Source organism: Bartonella sp. AP19HLJMH (genome assembly GCF_042196245.1).
Taxonomy (GTDB): Bacteria; Pseudomonadota; Alphaproteobacteria; order Rhizobiales; family Rhizobiaceae; genus Bartonella.
On sequence record NZ_JBHIPX010000012.1, the window covers coordinates 42794 to 65185 of the forward strand.

General features: G+C 36.4%; 21 protein-coding genes, 3 tRNA genes and 1 pseudogene. 13 read left to right on the plus strand and 12 right to left on the minus strand.

Going from position 1 to position 22392, the window contains the following annotated elements; genetic code table 11:
* Positions 1–5: 5 nt before the first annotated feature.
* From purS to rpe, 5 genes are all read right to left on the minus strand, one after another.
* Positions 6–245: a phosphoribosylformylglycinamidine synthase subunit PurS gene (gene purS / locus ACFINR_RS06575; protein ID WP_273791180.1), complete on the minus strand. Its 240-nt coding sequence runs from the start codon at positions 243–245 to the stop codon at positions 6–8.
* 78 nt (positions 246–323) lie between these two features.
* Positions 324–1088, minus strand: coding sequence for a phosphoribosylaminoimidazolesuccinocarboxamide synthase (purC, locus tag ACFINR_RS06580; RefSeq protein WP_273791179.1), 765 nt, complete (start codon positions 1086–1088; stop codon positions 324–326).
* Positions 1089–1261: 173 nt separating this feature from the next.
* Positions 1262–1810 (minus strand): RBBP9/YdeN family alpha/beta hydrolase, encoded by a 549-nt coding sequence (locus tag ACFINR_RS06585; protein ID WP_375611547.1) that lies wholly within the window; start codon positions 1808–1810, stop codon positions 1262–1264.
* A gap of 68 nt (positions 1811–1878) precedes the next feature.
* Positions 1879–3186, minus strand: coding sequence for an adenylosuccinate lyase (gene purB / locus ACFINR_RS06590; RefSeq protein ID WP_375613148.1), 1308 nt, complete (start codon positions 3184–3186; stop codon positions 1879–1881).
* A complete protein-coding gene (gene rpe, locus ACFINR_RS06595) occupies positions 3186–3872 on the minus strand; it encodes a ribulose-phosphate 3-epimerase (protein WP_375613084.1) in 687 nt (228 codons plus the stop codon). The genes purB and rpe overlap by 1 nt, the downstream gene beginning before the upstream one ends.
* Positions 3873–4018: 146 nt before the next feature.
* Here rpe and ACFINR_RS06600 point away from each other — a divergent pair, with 146 nt between their 5' ends.
* Together ACFINR_RS06600 and dksA are read left to right on the plus strand one after the other, a co-directional pair.
* Positions 4019–4558 carry a flavin reductase gene (locus ACFINR_RS06600; RefSeq protein ID WP_375611549.1) on the plus strand — a complete coding sequence of 180 codons (540 nt, stop codon included), beginning with the start codon at positions 4019–4021 and terminating at the stop codon, positions 4556–4558.
* 315 nt (positions 4559–4873) lie between these two features.
* Positions 4874–5290, plus strand: coding sequence for an RNA polymerase-binding protein DksA (gene dksA, locus ACFINR_RS06605; protein ID WP_015856486.1), 417 nt, complete (start codon positions 4874–4876; stop codon positions 5288–5290).
* Between the two features lie 52 nt (positions 5291–5342).
* Here the strand turns inward: dksA and ACFINR_RS06610 are convergent, their stop codons facing one another.
* Positions 5343–5819 carry a hypothetical protein gene (locus ACFINR_RS06610; RefSeq protein ID WP_375611550.1) on the minus strand — a complete coding sequence of 159 codons (477 nt, stop codon included), beginning with the start codon at positions 5817–5819 and terminating at the stop codon, positions 5343–5345.
* Between the two features lie 218 nt (positions 5820–6037).
* On the opposite strand from ACFINR_RS06610, the gene ACFINR_RS06615 reads away from it, so the two are divergent.
* Entirely contained in the window at positions 6038–8572 is a 2535-nt protein-coding gene (locus tag ACFINR_RS06615; RefSeq protein ID WP_375653479.1) for a response regulator, read from the plus strand.
* A 281-nt stretch (positions 8573–8853) separates the two neighbouring features.
* Here the strand turns inward: ACFINR_RS06615 and purN are convergent, their stop codons facing one another.
* On the minus strand, positions 8854–9465 hold the full coding sequence (gene purN, locus ACFINR_RS06620; protein WP_375653487.1) for a phosphoribosylglycinamide formyltransferase: 612 nt from the start codon (positions 9463–9465) through the stop codon (positions 8854–8856).
* Complete coding sequence (gene purM, locus ACFINR_RS06625; RefSeq protein ID WP_375613081.1) at positions 9462–10571, minus strand: phosphoribosylformylglycinamidine cyclo-ligase; 1110 nt, start codon at positions 10569–10571, stop codon at positions 9462–9464. Before purM ends, purN begins: the two co-directional genes overlap by 4 nt.
* Positions 10572–10729: 158 nt before the next feature.
* Between purM and ACFINR_RS06630 the strand changes: the two genes are divergently transcribed.
* The 5 genes from ACFINR_RS06630 to ACFINR_RS06650 all read left to right on the plus strand — a co-directional run bounded on the left by ACFINR_RS06630 (position 10730) and on the right by ACFINR_RS06650 (position 13925).
* Positions 10730–11941, plus strand: a complete 1212-nt coding sequence (locus ACFINR_RS06630; protein WP_375630182.1) for an AI-2E family transporter — start codon at positions 10730–10732, stop codon at positions 11939–11941.
* A complete protein-coding gene (gene hdaA, locus ACFINR_RS06635; RefSeq protein WP_375617798.1) occupies positions 11938–12627 on the plus strand; it encodes a DnaA regulatory inactivator HdaA in 690 nt (229 codons plus the stop codon). The genes ACFINR_RS06630 and hdaA overlap by 4 nt, the downstream gene beginning before the upstream one ends.
* A 710-nt stretch (positions 12628–13337) precedes the next feature.
* A tRNA-Pro gene (locus tag ACFINR_RS06640) sits at positions 13338–13414 on the plus strand.
* A gap of 89 nt (positions 13415–13503) precedes the next feature.
* Complete coding sequence (locus ACFINR_RS06645) at positions 13504–13809, plus strand: ETC complex I subunit (RefSeq protein WP_375611556.1); 306 nt, start codon at positions 13504–13506, stop codon at positions 13807–13809.
* Positions 13810–13848: 39 nt separating this feature from the next.
* Positions 13849–13925 (plus strand) — tRNA-Arg (locus ACFINR_RS06650).
* A 1874-nt stretch (positions 13926–15799) separates the two neighbouring features.
* On the opposite strand, the gene ACFINR_RS06655 is transcribed toward ACFINR_RS06650, so the two are convergent.
* The 3 genes from ACFINR_RS06655 to ACFINR_RS06665 form a co-directional block, all read right to left on the minus strand.
* A tRNA-Val gene (locus ACFINR_RS06655) sits at positions 15800–15874 on the minus strand.
* A 97-nt stretch (positions 15875–15971) separates the two neighbouring features.
* Complete coding sequence (cpdR, locus tag ACFINR_RS06660) at positions 15972–16334, minus strand: cell cycle two-component system response regulator CpdR (protein ID WP_005773448.1); 363 nt, start codon at positions 16332–16334, stop codon at positions 15972–15974.
* A gap of 841 nt (positions 16335–17175) precedes the next feature.
* Positions 17176–18093, minus strand: coding sequence for a serine aminopeptidase domain-containing protein (locus ACFINR_RS06665; RefSeq protein ID WP_375653493.1), 918 nt, complete (start codon positions 18091–18093; stop codon positions 17176–17178).
* Between the two features lie 259 nt (positions 18094–18352).
* On the opposite strand from ACFINR_RS06665, the gene ACFINR_RS06670 reads away from it, so the two are divergent.
* The 5 genes and pseudogenes from ACFINR_RS06670 (at position 18353) to ACFINR_RS06690 (ending at position 21842) form a co-directional block, all read left to right on the plus strand.
* Positions 18353–18820 (plus strand): Hsp20 family protein, encoded by a 468-nt coding sequence (locus ACFINR_RS06670; RefSeq protein ID WP_273791398.1) that lies wholly within the window; start codon positions 18353–18355, stop codon positions 18818–18820.
* Between the two features lie 95 nt (positions 18821–18915).
* Positions 18916–20868: pseudogene (locus ACFINR_RS06675) on the plus strand (hemagglutinin repeat-containing protein); the annotation flags it as partial.
* 20 nt (positions 20869–20888) lie between these two features.
* Positions 20889–21305 (plus strand): hypothetical protein, encoded by a 417-nt coding sequence (locus tag ACFINR_RS06680; protein WP_375653500.1) that lies wholly within the window; start codon positions 20889–20891, stop codon positions 21303–21305.
* Positions 21293–21418: a hypothetical protein gene (locus tag ACFINR_RS06685; protein WP_375637186.1), complete on the plus strand. Its 126-nt coding sequence runs from the start codon at positions 21293–21295 to the stop codon at positions 21416–21418. Before ACFINR_RS06680 ends, ACFINR_RS06685 begins: the two co-directional genes overlap by 13 nt.
* Before the next feature lie 64 nt (positions 21419–21482).
* Positions 21483–21842 carry a hypothetical protein gene (locus tag ACFINR_RS06690; RefSeq protein WP_375608402.1) on the plus strand — a complete coding sequence of 120 codons (360 nt, stop codon included), beginning with the start codon at positions 21483–21485 and terminating at the stop codon, positions 21840–21842.
* A gap of 102 nt (positions 21843–21944) precedes the next feature.
* Here the strand turns inward: ACFINR_RS06690 and ACFINR_RS06695 are convergent, their stop codons facing one another.
* Complete coding sequence (locus tag ACFINR_RS06695) at positions 21945–22145, minus strand: AlpA family transcriptional regulator (RefSeq protein ID WP_015856172.1); 201 nt, start codon at positions 22143–22145, stop codon at positions 21945–21947.
* Between the last annotated feature and the right edge of the window lie 247 nt (positions 22146–22392).

Genomic DNA, 22392 nt, shown 5'->3' on the forward strand with positions numbered 1-22392 from the left:
TTCACTTAAAAAAGTTCGATTGTATAATTTTCAATAACAGTATTTGCGAGTAACTCTTCACACATTTGTTCAAGTTTTTTCTTTGCGGTTTCAGAAGGTAGTTCATCAAGAACAATATCAAAAACCTTTCCTTGACGAATGGATTGAATGCCTTCGAAAGCTAAACTTTTTAAAGCACCGACAATTGCTTCTCCTTGTGGATCAAGAACGCTTTCTCTTAAAGTAACTGTAATGCGTGCTTTCATTTTTTGCTTCCTGCTTTTTAAAAGAACCTCTCCTTTGAAGAGGGGTGTTTGTATAAGGTGATGTTTTTTACCTTGTTTTTACTTTACGAGAACGGGACCACTTGGTCGTGTTGGTTCGTTTTCATTCATAATACCAAGACGTTTGGCAACTTCTTGATAGGCATTAATAAGCCCTCCCATATCACGACGAAAACGGTCTTTATCCATTTTTTCTTGTGTGTGCATATCCCATAGTCGTGCAGAATCAGGAGAGATTTCATCAGCAAGAACAATGCGCATTGTTTCATCTTCCCACAGGCGACCAAATTCCATTTTAAAATCAATTAATTGGATGTTAACACCGGCAAAAAGCCCAGAAAGAAAATCATTAATACGAATTGAAAGTTGCATGATATCTTCTATCTCTTGTGGGACAGCCCACCCAAAAGCTGTGATATGTTCTTCCGTTACCATAGGATCATCGAGAGAATCATTTTTATAGTAGAATTCAATGATGGATTGCGGAAGCGGGGTTCCTTCTTCCAGTCCTAAACGCTTAGCAAGAGAGCCGGCAGCAACATTGCGAACAACAACTTCCAACGGAATGATTTCCACTGCTTTAATAAGCTGTTCGCGCATGTTTATACGTTTGATAAAATGTGTTGGGATGCCCAAACGTCCAAGATGGCTAAAAATATGTTCCGAAATTCGGTTGTTTAAAACCCCCTTTCCGTCGATAATTTCATGTTTTTTTGCATTAAAGGCAGTTGCATCATCTTTAAAAAATTGAATGTAAGTCCCTGGTTCAGGTCCTTCATATAAAATTTTAGCCTTGCCTTCATAAATACGGTGGCGACGATTCATCATGATTCTCTATTTATCTTGAGAGGTTTTTAATAACATTGATAAATGATACTATCCTAATTGATAGAATTTCTCAATGATATTGCTATGATACTTTTATAATTTTTATCATTACACGTTTACCCAAAGGTGAAGATACATAAGCGATGAGAAAGAAGATCACCTCTTTTGGATCAAATTTTTGCAAGAAAGTGAGAGAGGACCATAAGCCCTTCAGGCCAAGGTCCGTGTCCGGATTCTGCGTTAATATGGCCAGAATACCCAGCATCAACAAAGAGTGATCCCCAATCATTGGCAATTTTTTCTGCTACTGAAAATTGACAAAACTCATCGTTGCGACTGGCTATGACAATAGAAGGAAAAGGAAGCTTTTGGCGATGATAGGGGCCAAATGTCATTAAATGTTTGGGACGTATTTTTTCATTGGCGACATCTGGAGGTGCAACAAAGAAAGCGCCACAAATTTTTTCTGTATTTTGTACAGTTGCATGAATAACACTGGGAACTCCTAATGAATGAGCAATAAGCATAACAGGCCTTTGAGCTTTTGCGATGGCGGTTTTAACTTTGTTAACCCACTCTTCACAAACAGGCTTTGACCAATGGAGTTGTTCAATGCGGCTGGCTGTCGACAATTTTTTTTCCCAGCGTGTTTGCCAATGATCTGGACCAGATCCTTTGTAGCCAGGAACAATAAGAATATCGAGTTGATTTGCTTTCATGAATTGTTTTCTTTGTTACAACAGATTTTTGATCATAGGTTGAATGGATTTTGGTTTTCTATGTCGCTTTATTGTTCTTCAAAAACACGTTTAAAAATCGTATTGATATGTTTGGTATGGTAAGAAAGATCAAATTTTTCGCGAAGTTCTTCTTCACTTAAAGCTTTGGTAACATCTTTGTCGTTGAGGAGTTCTTCTAAAAAATCTTTTCCTTGTTCCCAAACTTTCATCGCATTTCGTTGTACAATCCGATAAGAATCTTCACGACTAATCCCTGCTTGTGTGAGTGCTAAAAGAACCCGTTGTGAGTGAACAAGACCGCGGAATTTATTGAGATTTTTTTGCATATTTTCTGGATAGACAATGAGATTTTCAATGACAGATGTGAGGCGAGAAAGAGCAAAATCAAGTGTAATCGTCGCATCTGGGGCAATATAACGCTCAACAGATGAATGGGAAATATCACGTTCATGCCAAAGAGCTACATTTTCCATGGCTGGGAGTGCAAATGCACGTACCATACGGGCTAATCCAGTTAAATTTTCTGTTAAAACTGGATTACGTTTATGAGGCATTGCCGATGAACCTTTTTGCCCAGGTGAGAAATGTTCCTCTGCTTCAAGAACTTCTGTTCGTTGTAAGTGGCGTATTTCTATTGCTAGCCTTTCAATAGAGGAAGCAATAACACCAAGTGTTGCAAAAAACATAGCATGACGATCTCTTGGTATTACTTGGGTGGAAACCGGTTCAGTACGCATCTTCAAGGCTTTTGCTACATGTTCTTCAACGCGTGGATCGATATTAGCAAAAGTTCCTACAGCTCCTGAAATCGCGCAAGTAGAAATTTCTTCTCGTGCAGCAAGAAGACGTTTGCGACAACGGGAAAATTCAGCGTATGCAAGAGCAAACTTGATTCCAAATGTTGTCGGTTCAGCATGAATGCCATGACTCCGCCCAATGGTGATTGTCTCTTTATGCTCAAAAGCACGTCTTTTTAATGCTTCAAGAAGTTGATCTATATCCTCTAGCAAAATATCACTCGCACGCATCAATTGAATGTTCAGCGTTGTATCGAGAACATCAGATGATGTCATGCCTTGGTGGATAAAACGTGCCTCTGGTCCAATGAATTCAGCTAGGTGGGTTAGAAATGCGATAACATCATGTTTGGTAATTGCTTCAATTTCATCAATGCGATTGACATCAAATTTAGCTGCTGCCCCTTTTTCCCAAATGACTTTGGCGGCTTCTTTCGGAATAATCCCTAAGTGAGCAAGGGCATCACAGGCATGGGCTTCAATTTCAAACCAAATACGATATTTTGTTTCGGGAGACCAAATTGTTACCATTGCAGGGCGGGAATAACGTGCGATCATCATTTTTTTCCTTGTTGTGAGAGGATTGCGGCTTGGCGCAATGCACTAATACGTGTTTTGTAAAGCTCTTTATTTCCATCTTTATAAATTGCAGAGCCTGCGACAAATACATTTGCACCAGCTTTTGCAGCTATCCCAATTGTATCAACGGTGATACCACCATCAACTTCAAGATCAATAGGGCGGTTTGCAATCATGTTTTTAACGCGCTTAATTTTATTTTTTATTTCTGGAATAAAACTTTGTCCACCAAAACCGGGATTGACCGTCATGATGAGAATGAGATCTAATTGATCAAGCAAATATTCAAGTACATGTTCAGGGGTGCTTGGATTGAGTGCGATTCCTGCTTTTTTCCCCATTTTTTTGATTGTTTGTAATGAACGATGAAGATGTGGACCTGCTTCAGCATGAATAGTTATAATATCTGAACCTGCTTTTGCAAAAGCTTCTAAATAAGGGTCTACTGGTGCGATCATCAGGTGGACATCAAATATTGCTTTTGTTAATGGGCGTAGAGCTTTGACGATTTCAGGACCAAAGGTGATGTTAGGAACAAAGTGCCCATCCATAATATCAAGATGAAGCCAATCTGCACCAGCATCAACAACATCTAACATTTCTTGTCCAAGTTTAGAAAAATCAGAAGCCAAGAGAGAAGGCGAAATGAGATGAAAATGAGGCATTAAAATCTCCTTAGATTGGCAGTTTTTATCATATCGCTGTGTATACACAAATATTTTTTGTGTTATGACGGAAAAGAAAAAATATGTATTATAGGTCTTTTTATGGAAAGATTGCTTGAAATTTTAAAGCTTTATAAGTGAAAGATATGTCGAATCATAAAACATATTTGATGCCTGAACTTCAACATAAACATACTATTGCGGTTTCTTCTCAAGAATATCGAGATGCCATGAGTCTTTTTGCAGGAGCTGTGCATATTGTGACAACAAATGGTATTAAGGGAAGACGTGGGGTGACTGTTTCGGCGTGTTGTTCTTTATCTGATGATCCTCCAACCCTTCTTGTTTGTCTCATGCGCCATAATTTAAAGAATCAGGTGTTTATGGAGAATGGAAATTTTTGTGTTAATAGCTTGGCAGGAAAACATCGCTCATTAGCGGATGTTTTTTCGAGGCGTTGCAATTCTACACAAAATGAGCGTTTTGATGTTGCTCAATGGGGAGCTTTGCAAACGGGGGCGCCTAGTCTTTCAGACGCTCTAGCGTCGTTTGATTGTCGTTTGATTTGTTGGCACGAACACGCAACCCATTGTGTTTTGATTGGTGAGGTTGTTGCAATCAACTGTAATAAAGAAAAAGATGCTTTGATGTATTTGAAACGTGAATATCACACTTTGCCTTTATAAAGATTTTATTTTTTTGCATTGATGAAATGATTTATTGTTGCTTCATTTAGATTTTAAACAATGTAGAGAGTAGGGGAGGGATGGCTCTGATATCTGATATTAGATTTCCTTCTTTTTAAAGTTTTTCAATAAGCGAAAAAAATGATTCTGGATGAGATTTGATCAAGAATTCAATCTACATAAAAAAGCGATCAAACCTAAACAGTGCATTTAGATATATTCGTCGATTATTATGAAAAAACATTTTACTCTTGTGTTGATGGGTATTGCACAATATATAGACCGCACATAGCATATGTGGAGGTTTTTTATTGCATGAGCGAAGAGATTGATGGTCAATATCGCCCTAGTGAAGATGAGCCTTTTATGAATGAGCGGCAAAAGGCGTATTTTCGTGCTAAATTGGTTTCTTGGAAGAATGATATATTAAAAGAAGCTCGTGAGACTTTGGAAAATTTGCAGGAAGAGAATGTTGGTCAGCCCGATTTGACTGATCGGGCTTCTTGTGAAACTGATCGTACAATCGAATTACGTGCTCGTGATCGTCAGAGGAAACTTATTTCAAAAATAGATGCTGCTTTAGAGCGCATTGATAATGGGACATACGGTTTTTGTGAAGAAACCGGCGAACCCATTAGTATCAAGCGTCTTGAGGCTCGGCCGATAGCCGTTTTGTCATTGGAAGCGCAAGAACGTCACGAACGACGTGAAAGAGTTTATCGCGATGATTAAGGTTATTGAGATGATAAACAAACGAAATTCGTGGTGATGAAATTGTATATTTTTATTTTTGAGGGGTAGGAATGAATAAAGATGGTTCTTGCCGCCCCTCAATTTCGGCGGTGATGGCTGAATCTTTTACCGCTTGATTCGTAAAAGGAGAGGGACTTTTATCCGATACATCGTTTCTTTCTGGAGGGGCGGAATTTAGATGTGTGTGTGTTTCTCTTTTTTGTATTTTTGATGTACCAGTAATATCGGATTCTACAACCACATCTGTTAATCCGCCAATAAGGAGCAAATGTTCTTTATTATCGCAACGGACTAAAACAAGGCGGCGTGCTCGATCTATAGAAATTACTTCACATAATGCTAATCGTGATAGACTTTTTTTTCTATTAATGCTGTATCTTCCTGTACTTAAGCGACGTAAAAACACGATAATTACGGTAATAGCTGCGATTGTTATTATAAAAAGCAAAAAGCTTATCGTTATGTTTGCAGCAGATACACCTATCTGCTCTGATAACCAGATATACATAGATTTTCTCCCATTTTGGATGGAAATATTATTTTTTATTGAGATAAATTTATAAACATACCCTCAAAAGGTTCACTTATAATGTAAGAAATAAACTTTTGAATATTAAGCGAGCTTATCTTAGATAATATCATAGTATATACTTTATAACAACATAACAACGAATATAAAGGAAGTTTTGTGACATAAGAAATAGCTATAAGCTAAGGCAAAGAGAGATGGATAAAGATTTTGAGAATAATGAAAGATCAGCGTCTTCGTTTCATCGGAGAGTTGTGATTTTTGGTGTTGTTTTTGTATTAGGTTTTCTTTTCATTGTGGGTATTTTAGGTTTTTTTTATCCACAAAACTATTTGCAACAGGCGATATCAATATCTTTTTTGATTCTAGCAATGATCGGTGTTGCAACACTCGTTTTGTGTGGAATGGGAATTTTAAGATATCATGTGTGGTCGCATGAAGATTTTGATTTTAGCATCTTTAATAGGAGCGATGATGCAATTGTAATCTCTGATCTTTCTGGTTTTGTTTATTATTCTAATCAAAACTATCGAAAAATTCTGACCTATAAGCCTGAAGTGTCTTGTTATAGGGTTATTGCGGATCTTCCAGGAGCTGGTGCACTCTCGTACCGCTTAAAGGTTGCAGCCTGTAATAATCTTGCAGCGCAAGAGGAATTGAGAGTAGAACAACCAATTTTTACCGATTCTACACCAAAAAAATCTGTTTGGTATAATATTTCCGTTCAACCTATCACAAAACAGAAAAAAAAGCTTTTATTTTGGCGTATTACTGATATTTCGCACTTACAACAAACGCGAGAAGTTTTTTTCTCGAACCTTCAAGAGGCTATCAATCACTTGGATCAAGCTTCTATTGGTTTTGTATCCGTTAATAGACAAGGAACTATTCTTTATGCCAATGCGACTTTTGCCGAATGGTTTTCAATTGATTTAGCGAATTTCTCAATTGGTCAATATAATTTTGATTCGTTATTTGATAGCGTTGGCGCTAAGAGCTCATGGAGTGATATCTGTTTACAAACCAACAGATATCAAAGTTCAGGTTACTTTTTACCTTATAGGTTTTCGTTATGTTTAAATTCACACACGACTTGTGAGAAAATATTCCATTGTCTTATATCTGTTTCTTCTCTCTTAGAAGAGGAAGCCATTTATCGTGTTGTGATCATTCCACAACAAATACAAAAAGAAGAGGATGATCAATTAAAATTACCCAGTATATTAGGAGAATATTTTGATGCGAGTCCTTTTGCAATAGCCGTGGTGGATCATGCAGGGCAATTGGTTCATATGAATAAAGCTTTTTCATCACTCACGGGATGTATGGACAAAGCTGTCAATTTTTATGATGTTATTTCTCGTCGTGATTGTGTGCAGTTAGAGCGTTCTTTTCAGAGAATTGCGACAAATAAAAATTATTTTGTTTCTCTAGAAACTGTTTTAGAAAAAAATGAAGAATGCCATTTACGGCTCCATATTATGTCTGTACCGCCCTATCACGGTGATGCATTGCAAGATTTGCTTATTATCTCTGTGATTGAAACAACCGAACAAAAAACGCTTGAAGATAAAATGATGCAAAGTCAGAAGATGCAAGCTGTTGGACAATTGGCAGGCGGTATTGCTCATGATTTTAATAATGTTTTAACAGCAATTTTAATGTCATGTGATCTTCTTTTAAATACCCATCGTAGTTCTGATCCTGCTCATGCTGATCTTATCAATATTAAAAATAATGCTAATCGTGCAGCGGCTCTTGTACAACAATTATTAGCTTTTTCTAGAAAGCAAACACTTCGTCCTGAAGAAGTTGATTTTACAGAGTTTTTATCAGACATTCGCAATCTTATTTTACCACTTTTGGGGAATAATATTCAGTTAAAAATTATCCATGGAAGAGATTTGTGGAGCGTTGAAGTTGATCAAGCATCTTTTCAGCGTGTTATTATGAATTTGGTTATTAATGCGCGTGATGCCATGTTAGATGGAGGTATTGTTACGATTGCGACAAATAATATTACAAAGCAACAAAGTGCTGAATTTAATCATCTTGGATTAGCAATTGGCGAGTATGTGCAATTGACTATTTCAGATACAGGGGCTGGTATATCTGCTGCTATACAAGAAAAAATGTTTGAGCCATTTTTTACAACAAAAGAAGTTGGAAAAGGAACAGGACTTGGTTTATCAATGGTTTATGGAATTATCAAGCAGAGCGGTGGGTATATTTATTGTGAAAGTAAAGAAGGTGAAGGAGCAACATTTCATATTTTTCTTCCCCGTTATATCCCCAATATAAAAGGAGAAATTTCTCAAAAGATTGAAAAAGATGAAGAGAAAGATAAAAATATAGACTTAACAGGATCTGCGACTGTTTTATTAGTTGAAGATGAAGATGCGGTCAGAATGGGGGGGGTAAGAGCTCTTCAAATGAGAGGATATACGGTTTTAGAGGCAGCAAGTGGGGTGGAAGCACTCTCTATTCTTGAGGAACAAAAAGGAGAAGTTGATATTATTGTTTCCGATGTGGTGATGCCAGAAATGGATGGGCCAACTTTATTGAAGGAAGTCCGTAAAAACTATCCTGATATCAAATTTCTTTTCGTTTCTGGATATGCAAAAGATGCCTTTGCTAAAAATCTTCCACAAGATGCTGTTTTTGGTTTTTTATCTAAGCCTTTTACACTCAAACAGTTAGCTGTAACAGTTAAAGAAACACTTTCGTCATAAACAAAAATTTATGCAATAGAAAATTGCGTATTTTAAGATTTTTTAGGCGAAATACGAGAGTATTTTGATAAATAGAGCTTATGATAATGTCATAGAATTGAATAAAGAAGAAAAATTTTAAAAATGAACTAAAATTCAAAAAATTACATATTTTGTGCAAAAATTTATGAAGAGATGGACTCTATTATGTCAATATTTCATAGAGATTTTCAATTGTAGATACTGAGCAAAAACTATGTGTAAAGCATTGAAATATGCTGATTAATAGATTGTTGATACACTCAAAAAGATAAAAGCTGTTGTTGCGTATCGACCATTTTGCTCTTCCCTTCAATAAATGCTTTTAAGGCTTCGGGATAGAGTTTATGCTCTGCTTTAAGAACTCTTTGTGCTAAGCACTCAGCAGTATCATGGGGATAGACTGGAACGGCTGCTTGGGCAAGGATTTTTCCTGCATCCATGTCTTCTGTAACAAGGTGAACAGTGCAACCCGTGATTTTTACACCTGCTTGTAAAGCTTTTTCATGTGTGTTTAAGCCTTTAAATGAAGGCAAAAGAGAAGGATGAATATTTAGAATTCGTCCTTCATAAAGTTTTACAAAACGTGGTGAGATAAGGCGCATATACCCTGCAAAGCAGAGAAAATCCGGTTTATATTGATTTAAAATTGTAAAAATATTTTCTTCATGCTCTTCTTTTGTTTTGTAAATTTTACGATCAACAATATGAATAGGTAAGTTATGGTTTTGCGCCTTTTCAATACCGTTGGCACGCGGATTATCGCAAATAACCGCGACGATTTCAGCAGGATATGCCGTTTGTTGGCTAGCTTGAGCAAGGGCGACCATATTGGACCCATTACCAGAAATAAAAACGACAATTTTTTTTTTCATAAATGCAGTACCCCTTTATAAAGTATTCCTTTATTTTGATCTTGGCATTTTGTTAAAATGCCAAGGGGAGTTACAGTCTCTCCTTTTCTTTCAAGAGCTTGTGTAATTGTTTCAGCTGCATGCTGTGCTACGATAATGATCATGCCAATACCACAATTAAATGTTCTTAACATTTCTGTTTCTTCTATTTTACCTTGTTTGGCAATCCATGAAAATACTGCTGGAACATTGATGCTAGAAAGATTAATTTCAGCGCAGAGAGAGGATGGAAGGACACGTGGAATATTTTCAGGAAAACCTCCACCCGTAATATGAGCAAGAGCTTTAATCCCTTCATATTTTCGCATGATGGGAAGAAGCGATTTTACATAAATGCGTGTTGGTGTAAGAAGTGCTATACCAAGGCTGCTTTCGGGGGAAAAAGGGGCAGGGTCATTCCATTTGAGATAATTTTGCTGGATGATTCGTCGAACAAGCGAAAAGCCATTGGAATGAATTCCAGAGGCGCTTAGACCTAATATAATATCACCTTCTGTCAAATCTTTTGAAGGGAGTAGCTTGCTACGTTCGCATGCTCCAACAGCAAAACCAGCTAGATCATAATCTCCCTCTGCATACATTCCTGGCATTTCTGCAGTTTCTCCTCCAATAAGGGCAGCACCGGCTTGTTTACATCCTTCTGCAATACCGGAAACAATCGCAGCTCCTTGTTCAGGGTCAAGCTTTCCAGTTGCAAAATAATCCAGAAAAAAGAGAGGTTCAGCCCCTTGTACGAGTAAATCATTGACACACATAGCTACAAGATCAATACCTACAGTGTTATGGTGACCTACTTCAATGGCAATTTTTAATTTTGTTCCCACACCATCATTGGCTGCTACTAGGATAGGATCCGTAAAGCCTGCTGCTTTTAAATCAAAAAGTCCACCAAAACCGCCAATTTCTGCATCTGTTCCGGCTCGTTTTGTTGCGCGTATAAAGGGTTTAATTTTTTCTACCATGGCATTACCCATATCGATGTTTACACCGGCTTTTGCGTAGGTAAGACCAGCTTTGGATTTATCCCCAGCCTTGGATTTATTATTTGTAAGATCTTGATTGCTCATTGGAGCCTTCCTTTAATGGAAAATCAGGTTTTGATATTATGCAATGCCATGATAGAGTTCTCTCTGCAAGAGATATTGATAAGAAAATAAGCAACTTTTCTTGTACCTTATTTTGAAGTTGTTTATAATTTTTTGTGAAGAATTTTTTAGGATATTTTATGAGCAAGATATCAGATAATCACGGACAGTCCTCTTGGCAGCTTATGAGAAAGAAAGTGAGTGAGAATACATCTCGTGATCGTTATAAGACTTATGTGCCAGCGTATACTCAATTACCTTTGCCGAATAATATGAAAAGACAAATCTTTTTTTGGCTTGGTACGCTGATTTTTTTCATTCTTTTTATGTTTGTTTTTGGATCAATTTTGCTTCCTTTTGTGGCAGGGATTGTGTTGGCTTATTTTCTCAATCCCATTGTTCAATTACTTGAAAAATTTGGTATTCGTCGTGTGTTTGGGACTGTCCTTATCACCCTATTTATTGTTATTACCTTTGTTGCTGCTTTAATTATTTTGATTCCTGTTATTAGTTGGCAAATACAGCAATTTATGAGTGATGGTTTACCTGTTTACATTAATCGTATTCAAACCTTTTTTGTTGAGCATGATTTTGATTGGTTAAGGCGCTATTTTGGAAGTGATCCAAATGAATTACGGAATAATATTAAAGGATTTTTGGGAGAAGGTTCGGATTTTATCACGTCTCTTTTGAATTCACTTTTAAAGTCAGGAAAATCAATCGTTAATATCGTTAGCCTATTTGTTGTGGCACCTGTGGTGGCATTTTATATGTTATTAGATTGGCCACGTATGGTAACAGCAATCGATTCGTTAATACCGCGGGATCATCTGGAAACCGTTCGTAGTATTTTTCATGAAATGGATAGAGCTATTGCAGGCTTTGTTCGTGGACAAGGAACAGTTTGTCTCATATTGGGAGGCTATTATGCTATTGGTTTAACGATTGCAGGACTCAATTTTAGTCTTTTGATTGGTATGTTTATTGGTCTTATTAGCTTTGTTCCTTATATCGGCACAATGAGTGGTTTGGTCCTTTCTGTTGGTATTGCATGGGTCCAGTTTTATCCCAATAATTGGGGGGGAATCATTGTTGTGATGGCACTTTTTTTAATTGGTCAATTTATTGAAGGTTATATTCTTCAACCCAAGCTTGTAGGTTCATCAGTGGGATTACATCCCGTATGGTTGATGTTTTCACTTTTTGCTTTTTCTTCACTCTTTGGTTTTACTGGTATGCTTGTTGCTGTTCCTGCGGCAGCGGCTGTTGGCGTTTTAGTTCGTTTTGCTCTTCATACTTATCTGAGTTCTCAGATGTATTCGCGAAGCGGAAATTCGGAGCCGCTAAAATGAATGGGCGTGAAACGCAATTATCTTTAAATTTTCCTTATGATCCGATTTTTCAATTTGAGGATTTAGTGGTAACGGAAAGCAATCGTATGGCTTTTCAGCTTATTGATCACTGGCCCAATTGGAGCTTACCTATTGCAGTTTTGGTTGGTAAAGAAGGATCTGGAAAAACGCATTTTTCTAATATATGGCTCCAAAAAGCAGATGCTTTCAGGATTCAGCACAATGAACTTGATCAGGCTGTTACTATGGCTTCTTTAGGCAGATCATTTTTAATAGAGGATATTGATACAGGTGAAATCAATGAGACAGAACTTTTTCATTTAATTAACAGTATTAAGCAAGCAAATCTTGATGCACGACAGGCTACTTTATTGATGACGGCACAAACACTTCCTTCCGCTTGGAATTTAATGTTAAATGATCTAAAAAGTCGTCTTAATTCGGTGATGTTCGTTGAAATTAATCAGCCTGATGATGCATTGTTAACAGCTGTTGCATTTAAGCTTTTTTCCGATAGGCAACTTATTGTACATCCAGATACGGTTTATTATCTTGTAAGCCGTTGTGAACGTTCTTTATTTTCATTGAAGCGTGTTATTGATTCTGTTGATCAGTTGGCATTACAAAGAAAAAGAAAAATAACACGTGCTGTTATTGCTGAAGTTTTAAATAGAAGAAATCCGTAAATACTCCTTATCATGGCTTAATTATTCTGTCCTTCTATTATCGTTTCAATATGTGGAAGACAAGTCATTTAAATTTTCTTCTTTTTGGATATCTATATAAGAGTAAAAAATAGTGTTTTTTACTCTTATCGTGTTTTTATTTTAAATAGCTTTGAGATTTTATTGTATGATGTTGAATTCTTACCATCTTCGCATTTGAAAATTTTTCTAAAAAGAGCGCTTTATTTTATTTATAATAAAACCTTTGTGCTTTGAAAAAATGTTTGTTGTTTATGGGTTTGGATTGTAGAAGATTCTAGAATTTTTAATAAAAGAGTCTTTGGGAAGATAGAAAAAGAGGGGAAAAAAGCTTAATACAGCTGAATTTTTTGGCTTATGTTCTCTTTGGGAAAGTTTTTCTATGATATTTAAGTCATTTTTTCTAAAATTGTATCTGTGGAATGTGTTTTGATACAATGAGAGCTTGCTTAAAACAGGATAAAAATTATGAAATCCTTATAGAGAAATTCGTTATTTTTTAATATAGATTGGATTTTCTTACGGAAGTTATTTTCTACTATTTGTCAATAAATTTGTTATTGAGTAGGGGGAAAAATTAAAAAATGTGCTTTTTTGTAAAGAAATGCAACAAAATTAAAAAAAAGTGTGTTTTTCTCTTGCACTTCTGTTGTGAAAATTTTAGGAAATGTGCATCAAGTAAATGTAAATGGCGGAGCGTAGCGCAGCCTGGTAGCGCACCTGATTTGGGATCAGGGGGTCGTAGGTTCGAATCCTATCGCTCCGACCATATTTGATTGAGTGTGTGAGAATGACCCAATTGGGTACGTGTGGTGAGAAACTATCATCCAAGCGTTGTGTAATCTGAAGGAAAAAGGCATGATCGCACGTATTTATAGTCCTGCTAAGACAGCTATGCAGTCAGGTAAGGGGAATACAGGTTTTTGGATTCTAGAGTATGAGCCAATGAAAGCAAAAATGCTTGAACCTCTTATGGGCTATACGGCAACGTCTGATATGAATAATCAGGTAAAGATTCGATTTAATAGGAAGGAAGAAGCGATTGCTTTTGCACGTAAGAATGCTATCTCTTACCGTGTAGAAAAGAAACATACATCGATTCGACGTGCTATTTCTTATTCTGATAATTTTCGCAGTGATCGGCAGCATTCTTGGACACATTGAATTGAAGATGCTATTTTGAATTGAGAAAATAATCAGTTGGGTCCCGTAGCTCAGCTGGATAGAGCAACGGCCTTCTAAGCCGTGGGTCACAGGTTCGAATCCTGTCGGGATCACCATGTTTAAATGATATTTATAGGCTATAAAAAGTTAGAGAGTTTTCCTTTTATTCTATTAGCTTATTTTTCTGTATAATCCCGAACCTTTTTGATGTTTTTTGGTTTATTTTGTTGCTACACGTTTTCTGTTGACTGTTTTAGTATAAAATGATGCTGTTTTCTCTTTTTTCAGTAAAAATTGCTTTTGATTGCTGAAACTTTAGCATTGCATATTCTTGCCGCATGTTGCTACTATATCACATGCTTTAGGAAACAAATTACAAAAACTCTTTTTTATGAGCTTCTTTTCATCTTTCTGAAAATGAATATTTTATTTCTTAGATTAGATTTAAGCATTGCGGTTAATGCTGGTGAAATTGCCAAAAAACATCTATTGTGATTTTTTTATTTTTTATGAATAATATTATTACGTTTTTTAGCATGATCTTTGGTAAGATCGATTTTGATTAGATACAAGGCATGATGGATTCGATTTAGAACAGTTTATGAAACATTGAAGAATAAAAACGATATCTGTTTATGATGAGAATTTACAGATGGCACAAGAGGTGGAAAATATCTTCTTGTCTTGGAAGCTGTGATTCATAACGAATTACTTCTTTATAGTTTTTTCGTATAAAAAGATGTCATATGTGCCGTCCAGATAAGATATTGTTTTTTCAATGAGAGACACTTGCGGACAATTTGATTTAACATGATTGTCACTGTTTCTCAGGTAGGGTTATAGGTTTCATCAATGTTTAGGTTTTCTTAGTCTTATAGGTTTAAGAATGTATACTGTATATTTATATGAATGAAGATAGATTGTATCTTAGAGTTAAATTTTTAGATTTCATATTTACATTTTCAAATGTTTTTTCTTATTTCTTTATAGTTTGTACATCATGTGAAAAGTATTTTAATATTGGATAACAATCACATTAAAATGTTATGCAGATGAGCTCTGAAGATCTAAACTCATACGGTTCAAGGTGATCATTATTTCAATAAGAATACAGTGTGAGGAGAATGCCATTTTACAGGCTTTGTTTTAAGAGATATCTCTTAAAGCTCACTTCACGCTGGCGCTCATAAATGGTACAATGATAAATCCATTGAGCTCCATCATCTTTACATTTATGAAGAAACAAACTGACATTATCATACACTTTGCCTATTTTCCAGCCCCCGATGTTGCGATAGATCTTAGCACTTGAGGTAGTTATCGGCATTTTTGTGCTTTTTTATACAATTTTTACTTAATACTAATTCCTCTTATGACGTGTAAGAGAGACGGCTTTGTTTAATTCAATATAAATAGGTTTGAAATGAGAAAACATTGCGATATTCGGATTTCTCATTCAACATGGCAAACAATAAAACATGATTATAAATCAAATGTATTTTTAGAATGAAAAAATTTGCTTTTATCGTGTTTTTTTACTCTTTTTAATATTTTATTATAATCTGTAATTGGTAAACTCAAAATACAGCTCTAAGGTTAAGTGTTTTATATCTATCGAAGTGACTGTGGTTATATCTAACTGTTTGGACAACAAGTTGTATACCAATAGACATGAAAGAATTAAGAAAAACAGGGGATAGATCAGGAAATAAACAATGTTTTTTTGAACAGAATCCTATGCTTGTAGAAAGAGTTTTAAAATCAAACTTCTAATCTGTTGCAAAATGAGGCTGTTATTACGTTTGTGATACTTTTTAGATGGCTTCCCCCAAGAGGCGCTATTAGAACGTAAAAAATATTAGAAACACTCCGTAAAGTATGCCCTTTGTAGAGACATGTTGCACAATCTTATTTCCGAATCTTTATTTACGCATCCCGTACCTTGGAAGAATACGATAATTCAATAATTTATTTATACTATAAAGTTGAATGGTGGGCGTGACAGGGATTGAACCTGTGACCCCTACGATGTCAACGTAGTGCTCTCCCGCTGAGCTACACGCCCATTCATTGATGTTGCATACACCATATAGAATGCCAAACGTCAATGCCTAATTTTATTTTCTCTTTCAACAGATGCAAATAACTTTAAAAAATACTTTTTAAGCAGCAATAAGGATCTTTTCAACCTCATTGACGAGTTCACGTAAGTGAAATGGCTTAGAGAGAACCTTTGCATCAGGAGGGGCATCACTATTTGAATTGAGTGCTACCGCTGCAAAACCTGTAATGAACATTACTCGTAAATCAGGGTCAATCTCAGTAGCACGTCGTGCGAGTTCGATTCCGTCCATCTCTGGCATCACAATATCAGTCAGGAGAAGGGAAAATGGCTCTTCTTGTAAACGTTCATATGCGCTAATACCATTATCGAAGTCGGCGACTTCGTAGCCTGCACGTTCTAGGGCTTTTACGAGAAAGCGACGCATATCGTTATCATCTTCTGCGAGCAGGATTCGTTTCATGATTATATTCCAATGGCTCCATTTGTCAGAGTTTTGCCGCATCAATTATACAATATAGAGTATTTATAAAAAAGATGGTAAAATGCTCATAATTGAAATGAATGGCAAAATGGTTAATTCTTACATTCTGATTCAAAATACAGCATATTCGTTGTGAGTTGGTTAAATTCGAAATATATGTGATTTTGAAAAAAGAAGGGGTTCTCTAAAACTACTAAGATGATTCATTACTATCTTTTCTTTTAAAGTTACTGATTATTATCAGAATTCCATTTAAAAACTTATGAAAACCGTTATTGTAGGGTTTTCATATATCGAGAAATTAGAAGAATATTATGTTAATTTATTGTTTTTAAAAAGTTCTCCTAAGAAATAGAAATTTTATAGTTATTTGTTTTTATAGAGATTTGTAATAAATATTATAAATGCGCTTTATTTCCAGTTTTTTCTTAAATAGATGAAAACTATTGTTTTCCTAGATATAATATTAAATTATCACTTAATAACAGATCAAAAATAGTATTTTGATGCTTTATTTGTAAATATTTATCATGTTATATTAAGATAGATTTATTATTTTTATTTATATAAATAGTTTTTTTATTAAGTTAGTTTTTATGATGTAAAATAATATTGTTTAATGTAATGATATACTTTGTATATTAGTTTTTTATTAGAATGCGTGGTGAATATTTAGGTTATGTCTTGCCTGTAAAGGCTAGAAAACAAATCATATGAGTGGTTGAAAAGAAAAATCTATTATATTTAAAAGTGTTTGTAGATCCAATGCTCGTAGAAACTTTCTTTTTTGATGGAGCGGAGCGGAAATTAAGGTTTAGTGTTATTTTACAGATACATTATCGGGAATAAAGGCATCAAATGCAGCCCAAAATTGTTTTTTATAATCTTCGTTAACCATAATTGTATCCAGTTCAGCGCCTGTAATAGTAATAATTTCTGTTAGACGTGTGTGTTGGCATAATTGCCGCACTTCAATGTTGTTTGCAATATTGTTTTGATTGGCAAGAATAAAGAGTGTTGGGATTCGTAAATCTCCATGAAGTACATTTCTCTTCATAGAATCAATCGCATTAAATACTGAAGCCATCCATTGGGATGTTGGGGGCTTAATGGAAGGGAGCGGCACTTTATGTATGTGTCCCAATTGTATATTTTTTTGTTTTGTCTTGTTTAATTTTTTACTATCTTTCGCTGGTATAAAGCCAAGACCTATATCAGAAAGAAATTGTGTTAATTTATGTTGAAAACCATTCGTTTTATTGCCGAATGGAGCAAAAAGGGGAGAAACACAGAGCAATCTATTAAACTGATGATTAATGAGATCTAATCCGCTAAGTGCTATCAATCCACCTATGCCATAGGTGAGCATAGAGTAAGGTGGCAGACAATTAGGATAAACAATATTTGTAAGAAATTTATATAAGTCATTAATATCATTATTTATATCAAAATATTGATGTCGGCTTTGTTTTCTTATCTTGAGGGATATTTTTTCTTGATCAAACCAGTCAAATATTGCTGTATGAAAACCGCGTCTAGAAATTTCATTTATTAATAAAAAATATTTTTCTAAAGTATTTGCGTAGCTTTTGAGAATAACAATTGTTCCCTTAGATTTTTCCACCTCAGGATATGTTATAGCAAAACAAATTTCGTGATCTATTGCTATTTTAAGAGTACCATGATGGATATTAAGAGGAGTGGAACCCCAGTCTATGGGATAAAGAGGTGTTTCCAATTGAAATTCCTTTACAGTGTATTTGCCGCTTAGTGCTTTGACATTTATGTAATGAAGAAAGAGGATTAAAAAAGGGGTATATTGCTTTTTAGATAGTTTTTATCAATTTAGGTCCCAAAGAGTTGAAATAAAGAAAAACGATTACTAGATAATATAATGCGGTTGCCATGATGGGGCCGCAGGTTCACAAGTAAGTTTGCCATGTGGGAACTTTGTGAATTAATTATAAATTATAGTCGCTCTAGAGGAGGGCAATATTATGCGTCAAGTAGATTTTTCACCATTTTATCGTTCCACAGTAGGTTTTGATCATCTTTTTAACTGGTTTGATTCTAGAACACAACCAGACGAAGTTTCTTCTTATCCCCCTTATAATATCGAGCGTTTAACTGAAGATTCTTATAGAATTTCTATGGCTGTTGCTGGTTTTTCTCAAGATGAAATTGATATTGAAACGCATTGTAATCAGCTGATCGTTAAGGGAGACAGAAAGTCTAAAAATGATGATGAAGAGCGAGAATTCCTTTATCGAGGTATTGCTTCGCGTGCTTTTGAACGGCGTTTTCATTTGGCTGATCATGTTAAGGTTATTGGGGCAGAACTTGGAGATGGGCTTCTTCATATTCAGCTTAAAAGGGAAATGCCAGCTGAATTAAAACCCAAAAAGATAACCGTACAGATGTCACCATCCATTACAAAAAATGATAACAGCGACATTATCGTGTAAAGAAAATTTAGAAAATATGAGATCGGATAATTATAAATTTTTCTGAAAAATAAAAAACGCGAGGCAAAAGGTCTCGCGTTTCGTATGTGTTTTCTAAGACAGAGAAGGCAGAAGCCTCTGTTCAGACTTCTACCGCGGTAACAGGTACAATAGAAGCAGGACGCGCTGTTAATATGCAAGCCCACAAAGGCAGCATCCATGGTGTTGGAGCCGATATTATCGCTGGTACAAACCCGATGCAAAGCAATGATGAACAGAGCGGGAATATCACCATGGGAGCAGGTAAAGATATCATCTTTGAAAGTGCGCAAAACACGCAGAGCACAGAAAACCACACGCAAAGCGCTTCAATGAATGTTGGGTATAGTTATGGTACCGGTGGTACAGGGTGGATGGGGAATGCTTCTTTTGGTAAAGGCAAGGGTTCCAGTGAGGAGGTTCACCAGAAGAACAGCCATATTATTGGCACCGGCACAGTTCACACAACGAGTGGGGCAAACACCACATTGGCAGGCGCCGTGGTTTCTGGAGAGCGTGTAGAAATGGAAGTAGGGGGTGATTTTGCCATTACCAGCCGCAGTGATACGGGACAAAGTTCCAGCAAGCAAAACTCTGTTTCCATTGGTTATAATAGCCGAGAAAAGGAAGGTACAGCCACAACCAATATTTCCTTGAACAAGGATAAATCCTCTAGTGATTATCATAGTGTTGTGGAACAATCAGGCATCAAAGCGGGTGATGGCGGCTTTAATATCAACGTTAAAGATAAAACAACGCTGACCGGAGGTATTATTGAAAGCACCGCGCCGGCAGATAAAAACAGCCTGACCACAGGAAGCATCAGCACCAGTGATATCAGCAACAGTGCGCATGCGCAAGCTAGCAGCCAAGGTTTAAGCATTTCGGCGGGTGGTCCGATGTATCAGGGCAAATATGGTGTCGGGAAAAACATTGCTAAAAATGTCTTAGATCATTCAAAAGCTAAAGATTCAGAAGAAGGCTATACCAAATCTGCTATCAGCAATGGCACCATTGTCATTACTGATGAAGCAGGGCAGAAGGCATTGACAGGGCAAGACGTGGAACAAGCCATAGCCTCCCTTAATCGTGATACCGCCACCGCCCATAAGGGTGTACAACAGCTCGATGCAGGCAAGCTGGAACAAATCGTCCATGAAAATCGTGAAATGGCAACTCAACTCTTAGAAGAAGGGTTTAAATACAGCGATGATTCCTATAAAACCATGTTTATCAAAGAGCACCCCATTGCCGTGGTCGACCGTGATGAAAAGGGCAATATAATCTATAAAAAAGATGAAAATGGACAGTATATCAAAGACGCTCGTGGACAACCAATACCTCACGCACATTATTTAACGGATGAAGAAAAGCAGCATTTACAAGAGGGTGCTGATGGCAAGGTGCATGTGTCCTTTAATGGCATCTTTACTCCACCAGAGGAAGCTGCTGTTTATGCGGTTCAACATGCGAAGGATAAAAATGAACCGCTTTATTTTGTTGTGTTCCCCCAAGCCGATTCTGCTATCTCAGAACTTCTAGTCGCGGGCTATCAGAAGTTTATGGAAAATAACTTTTGGGGTTTGACCAATTCAACACAAGAAGCAAAAGATTTGATGTATAGCTATGGTCTTACAGGATTAGAACTTTATGGACATAGTCGCGGGACAATGACATTGGGGAATATGCTGAATTCTTTCAAACAAGAAGGTGTGCACGGTATAGCCGACAACACGAATATCAATTTCTATGGACCAGCCTTTAATGTTTTAGTTGCATCCGGTCTGTTAGGTTATGTGAGTGATGGCAAACAAACCATTGTTGGCTTTGATGGGAATAGATACGACTTTGTCAGCAGAATTATTGGCGGCAATGGCTATACCTACGGGACACTCCCTGCTGGTAGTAACGTTTGGACAGAATGGTGGAGAGTGATCATGAATCCCATAAGCTCCCATACTTGCCTTGGAGATGCGAGTGATAAGTGTACATGGCGCTATGGCACATCTCATCGTGAACAAAAACCTTGAATTAAATAATGGAGTAAAAAATGAAACAAACTCTAAAGCTATTAGGTGCTGTAACTTTGTTAAGTATAGCTGGATGTCAGTTTAATAAAACTCCTGGAGGGTATTTGAGCGCGTGGGAGAAAAATGGTGTTACTAATTTTACAGAGGTAGGAAAAGCCTTGTTAGAATGTGGCATGCCAACGCCTTATGATGTCGATCCAGAAAACAGAAAGCAGAGCATTAATGCAAAAGCAACAATTTATGCTTGCATGCTTCAATCAGGGTTTCGCTATAAAGATGAAGAGGTAGCAAGAGCGGGAGGGCCATGTTATACTTTTAGAGCCGAAAATCTCCCGATTTGTCGTCCAGGTGCTGTTGTTCCACAGCGCAGTGTCAAGAAGCGCTTAAACAGCCCTTTTTGTAAAAAATATAAAAATGCACCTGAATGCAAACCTTAAGTCTTGCTAGTGATGATCAACAATCCGCCATCCTTGCCTTTGCTTGGAACGGCGGGATTGTTTTCTCAACCAATCATCTCAATATTGTTCACCGTTGTTTTAAGCAGCGGTGACAGGAAATATCAACAGGCTTATGAGCTTTTTTATTGTAAATAAATCCATTGAAAGAGGGGAATAATGAAGAAAATCTTAAAACTATTGAGTTGTATAGCTCTGTTAAGTATCACTGGATGTGTTAACTCAATTCCCTCACTTTCTCCAGCATTATGGAGAAATAAAATACTTTTAGAATGTGGAGTACCGGACCTTAATAAGGTTGTGGCGCTAGATTTGAATCAATTTGCCAGTATTGAAATGTGTATGGCGCAATCAGGTTTTCGCCCTAGCTTTACAATACAAGATTGGTGTGAGAACCATAAATCGGACAACCTTCCCATATGTCGTCCTGGTGCTGTTATGCCTCAGCGAAGTGTTGAGAGACGCTTAAATAGCCCTTATTGTAAAAAGCATTCAGAACAACTTGAATGCAAACCTTAGGTCTTGCTTCAGCAGAGAAAGCCTTGAATTTACACCAAATAAAGCTCTAGGTTGATGAGCTTGAGAAAGCCTTGTCCGTTCTTACGTGACAAGGTTTTCTTTTTATGCCGCGTCGTTATAACGTTGCTGTTTTGCTTGCTCGATGACATTCAAAAGATCCGATTGTAACCAACGCGATAAAAAGCCAAATTTTAAAGGTTTTGGGAGAGAGCCATTGGTTACATGACGGCGGAATGTTGAAACACTCATATGAAGCAATTTTGCACTTTCACGGTCAGTTAAAAGAATATCATTTTCTGTCATTCTAAAATCCTTTCACTCTCAAAAAATGGCAACAAATCATAACCATTTGTTAACCACAGTTTGGTTCATTTTTGAAGGTATTTTATTTATAGAAAACAATATTTTATCATATAATTTCTGATGTGATACGTGATGAATCTTATTGAGAAAGAATGAGAGACAAGAGAGTTAAAGTTATCCACAGATAATGGGGTTATTCACCCCATATTTTAGGTTTGACCCGTGACATAAGCCGCCCATTTATCCA